Source organism: Sphingobacterium composti (assembly GCF_009829075.1).
GTDB lineage: Bacteria > Bacteroidota > Bacteroidia > Sphingobacteriales > Sphingobacteriaceae > Sphingobacterium > Sphingobacterium composti.
In genome coordinates this window covers 156,687-169,981 of record NZ_WUQZ01000006.1, presented here as the reverse complement: position 1 = coordinate 169,981, position 13,295 = coordinate 156,687, and the positions used below count along the sequence as shown (strand labels likewise).

The 13,295-nt window shown below is 33.4% G+C and carries 16 protein-coding genes; 6 read left to right on the top strand and 10 right to left on the bottom strand.

Translation table 11 applies throughout. The annotated features are described in order from the left end of the window. The first annotated feature begins 192 nt into the window (after window positions 1–192). Window positions 193–519 (top strand): LPXTG cell wall anchor domain-containing protein, encoded by a 327-nt coding sequence (locus tag GOQ17_RS06495; RefSeq protein ID WP_159636443.1) that lies wholly within the window; start codon window positions 193–195, stop codon window positions 517–519. A 52-nt stretch (window positions 520–571) separates the two neighbouring features. Here the strand turns inward: GOQ17_RS06495 and GOQ17_RS06490 are convergent, their stop codons facing one another. The 6 genes from GOQ17_RS06490 to GOQ17_RS06465 form a co-directional block, all read right to left on the bottom strand. Then, the gene (locus GOQ17_RS06490) at window positions 572–1,396 is read right to left on the bottom strand and encodes a hypothetical protein (protein ID WP_159636441.1); all 825 of its coding nucleotides are present in this window, start codon (window positions 1,394–1,396) and stop codon (window positions 572–574) included. A 1-nt stretch (window position 1,397) separates the two neighbouring features. Continuing rightward, a complete protein-coding gene (locus tag GOQ17_RS06485) occupies window positions 1,398–1,775 on the bottom strand; it encodes a GntR family transcriptional regulator (protein WP_159636440.1) in 378 nt (125 codons plus the stop codon). Window position 1,776: 1 nt separating this feature from the next. Next, entirely contained in the window at window positions 1,777–2,583 is an 807-nt protein-coding gene (locus GOQ17_RS06480) for a hypothetical protein (protein WP_159636438.1), read from the bottom strand. A gap of 9 nt (window positions 2,584–2,592) precedes the next feature. Then, window positions 2,593–3,417: an ABC transporter ATP-binding protein gene (locus tag GOQ17_RS06475; RefSeq protein WP_159636436.1), complete on the bottom strand. Its 825-nt coding sequence runs from the start codon at window positions 3,415–3,417 to the stop codon at window positions 2,593–2,595. A 140-nt stretch (window positions 3,418–3,557) separates the two neighbouring features. Continuing rightward, window positions 3,558–3,713, bottom strand: a complete 156-nt coding sequence (locus tag GOQ17_RS06470) for a type II toxin-antitoxin system antitoxin (protein WP_149915459.1) — start codon at window positions 3,711–3,713, stop codon at window positions 3,558–3,560. A 26-nt stretch (window positions 3,714–3,739) separates the two neighbouring features. Further along, complete coding sequence (locus tag GOQ17_RS06465) at window positions 3,740–4,606, bottom strand: SPFH domain-containing protein (protein ID WP_159636434.1); 867 nt, start codon at window positions 4,604–4,606, stop codon at window positions 3,740–3,742. A gap of 130 nt (window positions 4,607–4,736) precedes the next feature. Between GOQ17_RS06465 and GOQ17_RS06460 the strand changes: the two genes are divergently transcribed. Then, on the top strand, window positions 4,737–5,888 hold the full coding sequence (locus tag GOQ17_RS06460; protein ID WP_159636432.1) for a serine hydrolase domain-containing protein: 1,152 nt from the start codon (window positions 4,737–4,739) through the stop codon (window positions 5,886–5,888). Between the two features lie 5 nt (window positions 5,889–5,893). On the opposite strand, the gene GOQ17_RS06455 is transcribed toward GOQ17_RS06460, so the two are convergent. Next, the gene (locus GOQ17_RS06455; protein ID WP_159636430.1) at window positions 5,894–6,190 is read right to left on the bottom strand and encodes a hypothetical protein; all 297 of its coding nucleotides are present in this window, start codon (window positions 6,188–6,190) and stop codon (window positions 5,894–5,896) included. A gap of 96 nt (window positions 6,191–6,286) precedes the next feature. Here GOQ17_RS06455 and GOQ17_RS06450 point away from each other — a divergent pair, with 96 nt between their 5' ends. Genes GOQ17_RS06450 through GOQ17_RS06440 form a run of 3 tightly spaced genes read left to right on the top strand, consistent with a single transcriptional unit; the run spans window position 6,287 to window position 9,110 of the window. Further along, window positions 6,287–6,946, top strand: coding sequence for an HAD family hydrolase (locus GOQ17_RS06450; protein ID WP_159636428.1), 660 nt, complete (start codon window positions 6,287–6,289; stop codon window positions 6,944–6,946). Window position 6,947: 1 nt separating this feature from the next. Continuing rightward, window positions 6,948–7,712, top strand: coding sequence for a sulfite exporter TauE/SafE family protein (locus GOQ17_RS06445; protein WP_159636426.1), 765 nt, complete (start codon window positions 6,948–6,950; stop codon window positions 7,710–7,712). A gap of 27 nt (window positions 7,713–7,739) precedes the next feature. Next, complete coding sequence (locus GOQ17_RS06440) at window positions 7,740–9,110, top strand: exonuclease domain-containing protein (protein WP_159636424.1); 1,371 nt, start codon at window positions 7,740–7,742, stop codon at window positions 9,108–9,110. Here the strand turns inward: GOQ17_RS06440 and GOQ17_RS06435 are convergent. Next, the gene (locus GOQ17_RS06435) at window positions 9,084–9,692 is read right to left on the bottom strand and encodes a TraX family protein (RefSeq protein ID WP_159636422.1); all 609 of its coding nucleotides are present in this window, start codon (window positions 9,690–9,692) and stop codon (window positions 9,084–9,086) included. The two genes, GOQ17_RS06440 and GOQ17_RS06435, sit on opposite strands and share 27 nt — an antisense overlap. 221 nt (window positions 9,693–9,913) lie before the next feature. On the opposite strand from GOQ17_RS06435, the gene GOQ17_RS06430 reads away from it, so the two are divergent. Beyond that, the gene (locus GOQ17_RS06430) at window positions 9,914–10,711 is read left to right on the top strand and encodes a metallophosphoesterase (RefSeq protein WP_201288561.1); all 798 of its coding nucleotides are present in this window, start codon (window positions 9,914–9,916) and stop codon (window positions 10,709–10,711) included. Between the two features lie 35 nt (window positions 10,712–10,746). Here GOQ17_RS06430 and GOQ17_RS06425 read toward each other — a convergent pair whose 3' ends face one another. Then, window positions 10,747–12,246, bottom strand: coding sequence for an acyl-CoA dehydrogenase family protein (locus GOQ17_RS06425; protein WP_159636420.1), 1,500 nt, complete (start codon window positions 12,244–12,246; stop codon window positions 10,747–10,749). A 145-nt stretch (window positions 12,247–12,391) separates the two neighbouring features. Then, a complete protein-coding gene (locus GOQ17_RS06420; protein WP_159636418.1) occupies window positions 12,392–13,261 on the bottom strand; it encodes a helix-turn-helix domain-containing protein in 870 nt (289 codons plus the stop codon). Window positions 13,262–13,295: the final 34 nt, after the last annotated feature.

The following is a 13,295-nucleotide window of genomic DNA, read 5'->3' as shown; positions in this document are numbered from 1 at the left end:
TCACTTGAACTTTTGTTGGATATCCCATATCTAGTTGTTTAACTAGATGTTAAGTTATAAAAAAAATGCGATAAATCAAAAATCACCGCATTTTTTTAAAATATCTAGTAAACAGCCAAAGTCAAGAAAGGAGATAACCCATGGTTATCTCCTTTTTTATTATGTTTGTGTTTCAATAAATAGAATTTGACTATGAAACCAAAAACTATAATTACCGCTTTACTTTTAGCTTTAGTAGCTATAATCCTTTTTAATAATAAGGAAGAAAGCTCTTTTTGGTTATTTGGTGATATTCGTACTTCCAAATTATTAATATTAGGCATATTTTTTATTCTTGGTGTTATCACAGGAGGTATACTATTTAGACGTAAAAAGAAACATCCAACAGAATACGGCATTAACAATCCGGTTTACCAACCTCCTACCGCTGAGCAAGAAGAAGATAATTATATAGATTCGCCATACAAGCCTAATGATGGCTTGTCAGATGAAGACAGAGAATTCTTGAGAAGGGATTAAAACAATAAAGGCATCAATGAATGATGCCTTTATTGTTTTGAAGATTTTAATTTTACTTGATTAAATTCTTTAGCAGAAATACAGGAAAATTTGTAGATGTACTATCAGAAAGATTTCCTTCTATTTTGTCTACAGAAATTTTAGTTGGCAGACTAATAGTTGATTTACCTTGTGTAACAACGGATAAACTAGAGATTGTCGTAGGACCATTTGGCTCTTCAATAGCGAATTTGGAGTTCTCTGCCTGAACGGCTAAACCTTTAATCGAGGATGGCTGAAGTTTTATCGCTGAATTAGTCAATTTTAGATTTAAGTTTTCCAATTTCCCAATTTTTAGCGTATTATCAATAGACGAATTCGTTAAACTCAGATCCAAAGATTTTAAACTTTCATTATCTATATTATAAGATCCCCATGAGGCATTTAGAATGTCCAATTTTAATGAATCTTCTGATGTAACCAACTCATCTAGATTTAAATTTGACAAAGTCACATTCTCAAAATGAGGGGCATAAAGGTAAACATGCAGATATTGAAATGACTTTGTTTTAAAATTTAATATTAGTCCTTCATTATCGGCTGAAACTTCCACTTCATTTAACTCCGAATTACTTTTGTATGCAAATGTAGCATCTTTAATTAAATGCAAATAAAGACCTCTGCTGTGTTCACTCTTTATTGAAATACTTCTGTAAGTATTTAATTTAGCGCCCTTCAAATATTTGCTTTCTGAATTAAAGTTTTTAGCCTCGTTTTCTATGCTTTTCCAATACTCTGCTTGATCCACACCACCAATATTAGCTACAACGACAATACTCAAAATAAGTGTAAATAAGCTTACGCCAACCCCTATTAATAATTTATTACTTAATTTCATTTTAGTACGATTTATAATTTTCATTAATAAAATCATCATATCTCTCTTTCAATTCCTCTAATGAAATATCCAGAAGATAGATATTTTTGAAAACTTGAGGAAGATCTTCTTTCACGAAGACTTCTTTCTTATACTTTTTTATTTGTGAAAAAGAATCTGATGTCACAAAAAAACCAACGCCACGCTTATTCGAAATAACACCTTGCTGCTGCAAGAAATCATATGTACGCATGACTGTATTTGGATTCACCGCTATATCAATAGCCAACTCACGCACAGACGGTAATTTCGAATCTATTGGCCATGTACCTAGCAGAATATTCTCACATATATGATCTACTATTTGCAAATAGATTGCTTTATTCTGGTTAAAATCCATATTAAGCCTCCTTTTCTTTCAATCGAACATATATGATTGTCCACAAAATAATCGTTATAGTCCAACCCAGCGTAGCAAATAAAAATCTAATCAAATCTTTATGGTCTATATTGTTATTATTATCCAACTGCATATGTCCTAAAAAGAATAACCTATAAATACTATAAATTAGCAAAAAACAAAGTCCACCATATACCGCAACAGATACTATTGTTTTGATAAAGTGCTTGTTCTTAAAATAGATTGAGCCCAACAAAAAAAGCGCATTAATAGTAAACGGTAGAAATACAAAATATTGCACTGGATCTATATATATCACCTTGTGTAAGAAATTTAAGTTATCACGTACTATTTCTTTGCCATTTTCCATGTGAGATGTCGTACTTGTCGTAAATGAACGCACGTAATTCATAAACCCGAAATCTACAATATGAAATAGAAATAAATATGTTATAAATCCTAAGCCTGTTGTGTAGAATATGCCTGCAAGAAATTTTTCTAATTTAGAAGCCGGAAGTAATATCTCCGCTATAGCCGCATTGGATTTGCCGTAATTTTTAAAATAAGAACTAGCGGTTAAAGAAATATAAAGAAGTCCAAGAATAATAAATAGGGGAATTCTGAACCTAAAATCATTGTTATACATAACAATATCACCTTCCTTGAAAACTTTGTAAAGTTCATTCCCATAGAAATAAAGAATTATAGCCAGCAAAACACCAACAATAAGGAAATACTCTTTTTTATAAGATTGCCATTGTCTACCAATGAGCAATTTAAAACGATTAAAATCAAATGTATTATTCATATTCTGCGGTTAAAATTGGTTGGTAATTTTTTCATTTTCTACGGTGACAGCATTGAACAGCAATTCAAGATCAATTTTCGAATCTTCAAAATCAGCATTAGTTGAAATAACACTGTATGCTCCAATTCCTTGTTCAGCATACAGTACATCTTGACTCAATTCCGTAACTTTTTTAAAGTGCAGATGATCTGCAATTGTTTGAATGGATTCATTCAATACAATACGATGTTGATCTAAAATAATAACAGAATCAATCAAATTGTCCAAATCACGTACTTGGTGCGTAGAAATTACAATCACACATTCTTCGTTCATGACGGCTGCAAGAACCTTTCTGAATTGTGCTTTGGACGGAATATCCAATCCATTAGTCGGTTCATCCATGATGACCACTTTGGTGTTCGTCGCAAGACCAAACGAAATCAGGAACTTCTTCTTCTGTCCATAACTCATATTTCCTAAATTTTGATTCTTAGGAATCTGAAATTCAGCAAAGAGTTTTTGAAAATAACCCTCATCAAAATTAGGATAAAAACGAGAATTTGATTTTAAGTAACTTTTTACCGATACATTAGGTAAATACAAATCCTCTGGTATAAAGCAAATCTCTTGCAATAAAGAAGGTTTTCGCTGTTGCACATCCTGTCCAAGAATTAAAATCTCGCCTGAATTGGGATATACTAACCCAATCATATTCTTCAAAAGCGTCGATTTTCCTGCCCCATTCTTACCGAGGAGTCCATAGATATGCCCTGTATCCAAATCTAGATTCAAATCTGAAAAGATTGGTTTGTTTTTGGTATAACTAAAATTTAAGTTTTTAATTTCTATCATACTAGTGTACTATTTAAATAATACACTAATATAAATCGAAAAATTTATATTCCAACTATTTTTGAAAATAAATTTTTGTTTTATGTAATTTGAATCCCTTCCAAAAACGAAAAGAGAGATTCGAAAATCTCTCTTACTAACTATTCCTTATTCTTTTTACGCTTGCTCTTCACCAGAGCCTCGTGTAGTAAAAATTCAATTTGACCATTGACACTACGAAATTCATCCTGCGCCCACTTTTCAAGTAGCTTGAATGTATCCTCATCTATCCGCACCACAAAACTTTTTTTCTTCATATCAAATCACTTTGATGCCCCTATTATTAATACAAGGAACCTGTATTTACAATTGGTTGTGCTGCTTTTTCGCCGCATAGTACCACCATTAGATTACTTACCATGGCTGCTTTGCGCTCATCGTCCAGCTCTACAATATTTTCCGCAGACAATTTCTTCAATGCCATATCCACCATACCTACAGCACCGTCGACGATCTTTGCACGTGCTGCAACGATTGCCGCTGCTTGTTGTCTTTGTAACATTGCACCCGCAATTTCAGCTGCATAAGCCAAATGACTTATTCTAGCCTCTTCAACGATAATACCTGCTTTTGACAGACGCTCTGTCAATTCACTTTCCAATATATGATTCACTTCTTCTCCCCCATTACGCAAGGTAATTTCTGCCGTATCATCCTCCAAATCATCATAAGCAAAACTCACTGCAAGATGACGAACCGCAGCTTCGGATTGTGCGCGCACATAATCAAAGATACGTTCTACATCGTACGCAGCTTTATACGTATCGCCTATTTTCCACACGATTACTGCACCGATTTCAATAGGATTACCCATTTTATCATTAACCTTTAACGTTTGTCCTTGTAAGTTTTCCGAACGCAAAGACATTTTTGTCGCTGTATACAATGGATTCACAAAAAACAATCCATTCTCCTTAATCGTGCCAACATAACTACCAAAGAAATTCAATACACGTGAATGATTCGGATGCACAATCAAAATTCCTTTAAAAATAAAAACTGAGGCTAAAAAAACTAGAATACCGAGGAATATAAATCCTGGTCGATCGTTTAAAACAGATAAATATACAATGTAACCAGACATTAATAACAAGACAATTCCAATTCCGATTGCAGAATATCCTGAGGTAGGCTTAATAACTTTTTCCATAATTTATAAGTGTTAAAAATTTGATATCATTTTGATATCATAAATATATCAAAATAAAATTCAATTTCAAAAAAATTGAATCTCATTATTTTAAAACATTCTGTATCTTTATTTTTTATAAACCGAATATATGATACTCAACATATTCAAATGGCTAATCGGTAGTCTTATTGTGCTGATAACAGTTGTTTCTTTAGGTCTATTATTTACAGGAAATGGCTATATTCTCAAGGCTGTACGTACAGTTTACTTGACAGGACATACTTCTGCATTTTTGGAGGATTATAAATATTTTGAGAACAGAAAGATCGAAAAAGGTACTCCTCAACCTTGGCCACAATCCGTAGATTATAATAAAAGCAGTTCTACACCTGTATTAGATTCTATCCACCTTGCTAATAAAAGCATAGCATATTTGATAATAAAGAATGACAGTATCTGGTTTGAAAAATATTACGATGGTTTTAATGAAAAATCATTGACGAACTCATTTTCTATGGCCAAAAGCATTACTGCTGCCCTATTAGGCAAAGCCTTAGAACTAGGCTATATAATTAGTTTGGATGAAAAAGTAAAAACCTATCTACCCGAATTACAAGGCGAATACGCAGATGAATTAACTATCCGTGATTTAGCCACGATGCGATCTGGACTGGAGTGGGATGAAAAATACTATTCCCCTTTTTCAATTACAACTAAAGCATATTTTTACAAAGATATCAGCAAAGCGATGTTGGAATTGCCAATAAAGGACAAACCAAATCAAAAATTTAAATATCAAAGCGGTGACACGCAATTACTAGGAATGGTATTGGCTAAAGCCCTTCCTGTTTCGCTATCAGAATTTTTGTCCGAACATTTTTGGAAGCCAATGGGCGCTGAAAATGATGCACTTTGGCAATTCTCCCCTCAGGATGGGGTTGAAAAAACATATTGTTGTATAGCAAGTAATGCACGCGATTTCGCACGTTTTGGAAAATTGTATACCCAAAATGGACGTTGGGGTGATAAACAGCTTCTAGATTCTTCTTACGTGCAAAATTCAATAACGCCAGCTACTCCTGATTCACAGAATTATGGTTACAGTTGGTGGCTGAATGAATATAAGGGCAAAAAAGTATTCTATATGGATGGTCATTTAGGGCAATTTGTTATTTCAATTCCAGCTGATAATATTTTAATCGTTCGATTAGGTCATTTGCATGATAAGAAGAACAAACAAGATCCTCAAGGGGCTTTTTACCAATATATTGAGCAAGCTTATAAAATGATGGGTTATTAATTAAACTATTTTTCGACTTCTATTCTGCGTTGCAATACTAGTCTATAGGTTCCTTTGGTTTTATTAATAACAGAATCATAATTCAACTGAACTTTATCACCTACATTGTATTTTCCATTACGGATATCGCTGTATTTGACTTTCTTTTCAAAACCTTCGACATAGAATCCGCGAAGATGTCTTTTACCACCTCGTTTTATTTCGGTAATAGTAAATTCACCTTGCTTGGTGTGTGTTTCATACACATCATTGTCACAGGCTAAAAAAAGTATGACTATAATTATTGGTAGAAAGTTTTTCATCGGCATTGCCAAAAATAATAATTATGTGTGATTTTAATCAAATAACTTAAATACAATTATGATGCTATAGCCTTAATTTATAGCTATATTTGCCCCATGAATCAATATGCCGTATTATTTGATATGGATGGTGTAATCTGCCACACCAATCCGCATCACGCTAAAGCATTCGAAGCTTTTTTTGACAAATACCAAATTCCATACACAGAGCAAGAGTTTGAAGATCATATGTATGGAAAACACAACAGTCACATCATGACTTACTTTTTCAAAAGACCTGTACATGGTGAAGAATTATTAAAATTTGAAAACGAAAAAGAGGAATTGTTTCGTGATTCGTATAAAGATAAAGTGGAAACAATTCCGTATTACAAGAATTTTTTAGCCGATTTAAAGGCGAATAAAATTTATACTGCTGTATGTACTGCTGCACCACGAGCAAATATGGATTTGATTATTGATCGATTAAATATTAGAAAAGATATGCAGTTAACAATGAGTAGTGAAGATGTTAAATTGCATAAGCCTCATCCAGAAGTATATCTGAATGCAGCAGAACGCCTTGGAATCGCACCAAGCAACTGCCTAGTATTTGAAGATTCATTTTCGGGCATTACAGCAGGACTTAATGCAGGAATGAAAGTCGTAGCCGTTTTGAGTTCGCATACAAAGGAGCAATTACCAAAGTGCAATTTTTATATTAGCGATTATTCAGAGATTAGTGCTGCAAAAGTTCTTGAAATATTAAAAGATTAATATGCAAGAGGCAATGCAATTGATTTCAAGTCCTTATGGTTGGGCGTTGTATTTTACGTGCGCCATGTTGATTGGTATTTCCAAAACGGGAATTCAAAACATTGGAACATTAGCTGTGCCTCTTTTTGCTTTACTCTTCGGGGCAAAATATTCCACAGGAATTGTGCTAATTCTGCTTTGTTTTGCAGATTTGGTGGCTGTAATTTATTATCGAAAGGCATTTCTGTGGCATGAAGTCAAAAAATTATTACCGCTAGCTTTCTTTGGGCTTTTCATAGGGTTATTGTTGGGAAATTACATCGACGATAAGACTTTTAAAATCTGTATTGGAATCTGCATAATAATTGGCGTTTTCATCATGCTTTGGATGGAAAAATCATCTTTAGAAAAGCAGAAGCTATTGACTAACAAGAAATGGTATTCGCCGCTATTTGGATTTATATTGGGTTTTTCTACGATGATTGGCAATGCAGCAGGCCCTGCCCTTTCTGTGTATATGCTTTCAAAGCGTTTGGATAAAATTGCTTTTGCCGCCACTTCAGCCTGGTTTATTTTCATATTGAATCTGAGTAAGATTCCACTTCAAGTATTTGTATGGCACAATATAACCTGGGAAGGAATTTTTTTAAATTTTATGGCTCTGCCCTTTATTCTATTGGGTGGATTTATAGGTATTAAAATTATTAAAGTTTTACCCGAAAAGATTTTTCGAAACATCATAATTGCTTTAGTAATCATTGCTTCAATCCTATTGATAGTTCTCTAATCAAAAACTTGTTTGTACTTTTGTCGTATGGAATATGCGATTGTGGATATTGAGACGACTGGTTCGTATGCAGCAGGTAATAAAATTACAGAGATAGCAATCGTCATTCACAATGGAACGCATATTTTAGAGAAATTCCAATCCTTAATAAACCCAAATACTTCAATTCCTTTTCATATACAAGCCTTAACTGGTATCACTAATGAAATGGTAGAAGATGCGCCAACATTTAAAGATATTGCATCTACTGTTCACAATTTATTACACAAGAGAGTCTTTGTTGCGCACAATGTGAATTTTGATTATTCCTTTATCGTCGAAGAACTAAAAAATGCAGGATTTTCATGGCGCGCTCCAAAATTGTGTACAGTTCGATTGTCCAGAAAAATCATTCCAAATCAATCATCTTATAGTTTAGGTAAGCTTTGTCAAAATATTGGTATTCAGATTCATGACAGACACCGCGCTATGGGAGACGCTGAAGCTACCGTCACCTTGTTCGAAAAATTAGTGCAGGAGGATAAAGAAAATATCATCGAAAGTACGTTAAAGAAAACAAAGGAACATCGCTTACCAACACATATTAATGAAGATGATTTTCTTCGATTACCCGAAACCACAGGTGTGTATTTATTCCAAAATGCATCTGGTAAAATTATTTATGTAGGCAAAGCTATCAATTTAAGAAAGAGAGTTTTAAGTCATTTTACCGGAACTAACGGAACCCAGAAAAGACAAGCTTTTATCAATGAAATACATCACATTGATTTTTTGGAAACTGGCACTGAATTGATGTCTTTATTGACTGAGTGCAAATTAATAAAACAACATTGGCCAACGCACAATCGTGCTTTAAAGAAATATGAACCCAAATTTTCACTAATTCAATACACTGACCAAAATGACTATATTCGGTTAGTTGTATCACCATACGACAAACATGCTAATGCTGTACAACATTTTGAGCGTCCGTACGAAGCTAACCAGTTATTGTTGCATTTGATGGAGGAATTTGATTTGAATAATAAGCTCTGTTATTTCTACAGTGTAAATAATGAGCCTAAACCAAAATTAGATTACAGTATACTTCCTTCCCCGACTGACCACAATCAAAAAGTCGAAATAGCTTTAGAAAAAGTTAAAATGGAATCGCAATCTTTTTTGGTGATTGACCAAGGTAGACATTTAGATGAAAAATCATACATTCTCTTTAAAAACAATAATTTGTATGCTTTTGGATATTTTGATACAGACCAACAGGTTATGGATTACGATGATGTTATCAAAGAAGATGATAAATGCATTAGCAATTATTACATGAACTCATTAGTATTACAATACATTGAACGATTTCCAAGCATAGTCAAAAGATTAGTTCAAAAAGTATTTCTTGACTAACCAAAACAAAAATAGATGTGCAGGATAAAAAACGTAATAGAGTAAACCAGTATTCTTTCCCTTTTTACCATTGTACAAATAGATAGGAATTAGTCCCATAATTGCAGCAGATTGCGTGGAAATTCTAGCCATAAAAAACATGTTCAAAATTCCTACTGTCAAATATTGCTTAAAACGATGAGACCTATATACATAAAAGCATACAACTTGTAATACACCTAAGTAATAATAATCAAAATGAAACAAATTAGCGGCTGTAACCAATGCTACTACCAGTAATACTTTTACATCAGAAGCAACCTTTTTTGATTCTATAATAAGCAAGGATGTTAACCCTGCGGATAAAGTAAAAAATATATTTTGTCTATTTGGCTCAAACCAAGCATCCCCAAATGCTAAATCATAAGGAATTTCAGAAAGGAATGCAAACAACAATAATCTACTAAAATACTTTCTAGAATCTTTGGTATGAATAAATCCTTCAACTAACAAAAAAGCGTAAAGAATAAATGCCATACGCCCAACAACCTTCAATAAATAGAGATCAGGATAAAGTACACGAGCAAAATGATCTAAAATCATAGTGATCAATGCAATTAATTTAAGTTGATATGCATTGAGGGAAAAGATTTTAGATGGTTTGAGCATTTTAGTTTTTATAAATTTAGGTTCGCAATTTTCAACTCATTATTATAAATTTAACAAAATTTACAATTTTACCTACTCAATATAAATTTAAATTGAAGCTAATCCGAATTATTCCAAGAGTATTATTTATTATACTTTTTTTATCATTTATTTTCGTGATTTACATCTGGCGCATCGAACCACGATGGGTGGAATGGAATTACATTGATATGCCAACTAAAAACCTTCCTATTTCTCTACAAAATAAAACTTTAGTTCAAGTTTCTGATATTCATATTGGAGAGACTGTCAGTGAAGATTATATTATAAAACAGTTTACCAAAATAGATAAAATAAATCCAGACATCATTGCGTATACAGGTGATTTCATCAGTCCTATAAATGATAATCAAGCACCATTTGATCAACTTGAAGAAGCCATTAAACATGTTGCTAAAGGGAAATTAGCTACTTTAGCTATATTAGGAAATCACGATTATGGCAGCGTATTCCAAAATCCAGGTAGAGCAGATTCCCTTGTGCATATTTTAGAAAAGTATGGTATTACCGTTTTACGAAATGAAAACTTAAATGTACATGGTTTGAATATTATAGGGATAGATGATTATTGGAGAGGAAATTTTAGGCCCAAAAAAGCAATGAGCCATTATGATAAAACTTTGGCAAACTTAGTCTTGGTACATAATCCCGATGTGTGTGATTTAGATGTATGGAGAGATTATGATGGTTGGATATTGTCAGGTCATACACACGGCGGTCAGGTACGATTTCCCTTCCGTAAAGCCAGTATAATTCCCGTAGAAAATAAGAATTACGACAAAGGGCTAAAACGCCTTTCCGATGGGCGGACTTTATATATAAATAAAGGCCTTGGTCATTCCATCAGAATAAGATTTAATGTAAGACCCGAAATAACTGTCTTCACCTTAAAAAAAGAAAGGGTAGAAAATTAAATTTTCTACCCTTTTTATAATATAATGGAATATTATTAAGCGAAGTTTGACCAATCTGAATTATCCTGATATTCAAAGATCGGATTAGATGTATTAGCAGACATATATTGTCCCACAAACATAGCAATGTCTGATGCCATATGTTGGCGAGTCAATTCTACTAATTGCGAGTTATAACCATTCATATTCAGCACAAATTGAAAACTAATCACACGAGCAATCATGCGACCCAATGTCACAGCATCACGTTGACTAACGGCAGAATCAATTGTAAAGTTAAGTTGATTTGCAAAGTAATGAATACTTTCGCTAGCATTTGGATGATTTGCCAAGAAATTAACTAAACTAGTTTCTTTTGACTTACGCATTTGTTTCAAAATTGCATCTGCAATCTGACCATATAACATTTCGTTCGAACCTTCGAAAATTTGGAAAGGTCTACTATCTATCACTGCTCTACCCGCAAAATGGTCTAAACGATAACCATTCGCACCAGCCAATTGCAATGCAATTTGCGCCGACTCTTGCATCAAATCCGTAATCAGGGCTTTTAATGTGTTTGCTTCAACTGCAGATGAAGCTAGATCCTTGTCAATCCCACTATTTGATGAACTATAGTGACACATTCCAGAACAAATAGTATATGCAGCTTGAATACGAGATAATTGATATTTTACAGCGTCCAAATTAGCTAAAGGAGCACCTCCGACTATTCTATTTTGACAATGTTCTAGCGATTCATCCATCAGTCTCTTTATGAAGCCTAATCCCATTCCTGGAAATTGCAAACGACTGCGATGCAACATATCAAGCATCAACTTTAATCCTGTACTTTCAGGTTGCAATTTTTGATCTTCAGGTACGGTAATATCAATTTGATTGATTCCATAAGGAATAGCAAACAAACCAAAATTATTGTAACGCTCGACCATTGGAATATGTTGATCTGAAATATTATCATCTGTCACGAAGAAATCAATATCACGAACTAAATCACCATTTGCATTCGCTTTACGAGCTGTCACCAACCAAAAGTCGGCCGCTCCACTCAACCCTTGCCAATGCTTTTCTCCATTGATTTTATAACCACCTTCTGTCTCTTGGTAAGATGTTTTCATGTTCAATGCGTCACTACCATACAACTTTTCGGTAATCATCAATCCCCCCATAGCTTTATCTTCTAAGAATTTTTTGAAGATTCGCTCTTGAACAGAATATTGTCCATATTTAGCCAATGGTTCTAGAAACAACGCAATGTTAATCCCAAACATTAAGGACAAGGATAATGATTCATAGGAAGCAGCAGAAAGTACACCAAGACATTCTTTGACATTCACTCCACGACCACCATGCAGCTCTGGAATAGCCACTGCTAGTGGATTTTTTGCCATTATTTTTGCTTTAAAATCCGCTGGCAAATCACGGTTTAAACTGATTTTGTTGAAATCGTACTCGTTTCTAAATAATTCACGTAAATGTTTTGCGAAGTCATCGATGTATGTCTTGAAATCTACATGTCCAATAGTTTGACTCATATCCTTATGGTATTAATTTATTATATTTTAATAAGTAACAACTAATATATCACTAGCTGAAGTTACTTTCGTAAAGTTAGTGGGAAAACGTTCTGAAAAATATGGAAAACAGGACCAATAATAGGACAAATCGTGCATAAGCAATTTAGCTTGCGCTATTGCGGTATTCAGTTGGTGTGATACCGACAAGTTTTTTGAAAAGACGAGTGAAATAAGAGGGATCTTCGAAATCTAACTCATAAGCTATAGTCGCAATTGGTTTATTGGTCTCTAATAACAATAATTGACTATGCATAATAGCTACTTCTAGAATCACTTGTTTTGCAGATTTTTTAAAGACCGCTGATACACAGCGATTAAGATAATTCGTGGAAACAGCTAATTTATCAGCATAATAACTCACGGATTTCTCTTTGAAAAAATCAAGAAATACAAGTTGTTTAAAGGAAATTGCAACTTCTTGGTTGCGTAGTAAAGTTTTGTTCGAATCGGAAAGCTTTATAATTTTTAAGACTATCGTCTTGAAGATACTTTCATAATAGGATTTATAAGGATTTTCGTCATAAATCTCTTTGTACAACAAATGAAAAAGCTGTTTCAAATCATCGTTATCCTGGTCTTGGAGATTTAATAAGGGTGCAATATTAAAGATATTTAAGGTTTCTTGATCACGGAGAATCGAAGTCATCGCTTGTTCTTTAATAAGCACACAATATCCTTCAGCATTTTTATCCACTTCATCTATTGCAGAAGTATGTCCATAATTCGCAATCATAACTGCAGGAGCTTTAACCATAAACTTAGTTGACTCAATTTGGTGTTGAAACTGCCCCTTGGTAAGATGAATGATTACATTGTAACCAAATAAAATGGGTGGAATTGGCGTACGTAAATAAGGCGCAATATCTTTTAGTGCAAATATTTTGATTGGAGTCTGAATATACTTCAAATGCTGTAAACTACCTTCCATAAACTTGGAAACAAACTCATCAGCATATATTTTATTCGTATTCATTCAACCAAAATCTTTAATTATTCTAAAATATCTC

Excerpts from the sequence above, each read along its gene's own strand:
- GOQ17_RS06495 (WP_159636443.1), top strand. The coding sequence starts at position 193 with ATGAAACCAAAAACTATAATTACCGCTTTACTTTTAGCTTTAGTAGCT.
- GOQ17_RS06490 (WP_159636441.1), bottom strand. The coding sequence starts at position 1,396 with ATGAAATTAAGTAATAAATTATTAATAGGGGTTGGCGTAAGCTTATTT.
- GOQ17_RS06485 (WP_159636440.1), bottom strand. The coding sequence starts at position 1,775 with ATGGATTTTAACCAGAATAAAGCAATCTATTTGCAAATAGTAGATCAT.
- GOQ17_RS06480 (WP_159636438.1), bottom strand. The coding sequence starts at position 2,583 with ATGAATAATACATTTGATTTTAATCGTTTTAAATTGCTCATTGGTAGA.
- GOQ17_RS06475 (WP_159636436.1), bottom strand. The coding sequence starts at position 3,417 with ATGATAGAAATTAAAAACTTAAATTTTAGTTATACCAAAAACAAACCA.
- GOQ17_RS06470 (WP_149915459.1), bottom strand. The coding sequence starts at position 3,713 with ATGAAGAAAAAAAGTTTTGTGGTGCGGATAGATGAGGATACATTCAAG.
- GOQ17_RS06465 (WP_159636434.1), bottom strand. The coding sequence starts at position 4,606 with ATGGAAAAAGTTATTAAGCCTACCTCAGGATATTCTGCAATCGGAATT.
- GOQ17_RS06460 (WP_159636432.1), top strand. The coding sequence starts at position 4,737 with ATGATACTCAACATATTCAAATGGCTAATCGGTAGTCTTATTGTGCTG.
- GOQ17_RS06455 (WP_159636430.1), bottom strand. The coding sequence starts at position 6,190 with ATGAAAAACTTTCTACCAATAATTATAGTCATACTTTTTTTAGCCTGT.
- GOQ17_RS06450 (WP_159636428.1), top strand. The coding sequence starts at position 6,287 with ATGAATCAATATGCCGTATTATTTGATATGGATGGTGTAATCTGCCAC.
- GOQ17_RS06445 (WP_159636426.1), top strand. The coding sequence starts at position 6,948 with ATGCAAGAGGCAATGCAATTGATTTCAAGTCCTTATGGTTGGGCGTTG.
- GOQ17_RS06440 (WP_159636424.1), top strand. The coding sequence starts at position 7,740 with ATGGAATATGCGATTGTGGATATTGAGACGACTGGTTCGTATGCAGCA.
- GOQ17_RS06435 (WP_159636422.1), bottom strand. The coding sequence starts at position 9,692 with ATGATTTTAGATCATTTTGCTCGTGTACTTTATCCTGATCTCTATTTA.
- GOQ17_RS06425 (WP_159636420.1), bottom strand. The coding sequence starts at position 12,246 with ATGAGTCAAACTATTGGACATGTAGATTTCAAGACATACATCGATGAC.
- GOQ17_RS06420 (WP_159636418.1), bottom strand. The coding sequence starts at position 13,261 with ATGAATACGAATAAAATATATGCTGATGAGTTTGTTTCCAAGTTTATG.